The organism is Streptomyces sp. P17 (assembly GCF_032436805.1).
Classification (GTDB): domain Bacteria; phylum Actinomycetota; class Actinomycetes; order Streptomycetales; family Streptomycetaceae; genus Streptomyces.
Map to the genome: position 1 here is coordinate 1 of NZ_JAVRBF010001384.1, position 242 is coordinate 242.

The 242-nt window shown below is 26.0% G+C and carries 1 protein-coding gene; it reads right to left on the bottom strand.

From position 1 onward, the window contains the following. Positions 1-19: 19 nt before the first annotated feature. On the bottom strand, positions 20-242 hold a 223-nt coding region (locus RMT89_RS45065), incomplete at its 5' end, for a hypothetical protein (RefSeq protein ID WP_315889539.1).

Genomic DNA, 242 nt, shown 5'->3' on the forward strand with positions numbered 1-242 from the left:
TTAAAAGGGGTTTTGTATTTCATAAATAGCTTGCTCTAATTGTATAGTATAGAGAATGTGTAGTTTCTGTATCTAGATTATCAAATCTACTGTCTTCTATTATAAATGGAACATCAATATTTAATTCAGTAGTATAATTTGAATAATCATAACTAGACGAATTTTGACTTAAAGATACAGTTCCATTTTTAAAAACTTCGTATATAATTTCTGTTTCTAGATAACCCAACTGAATTATTCCC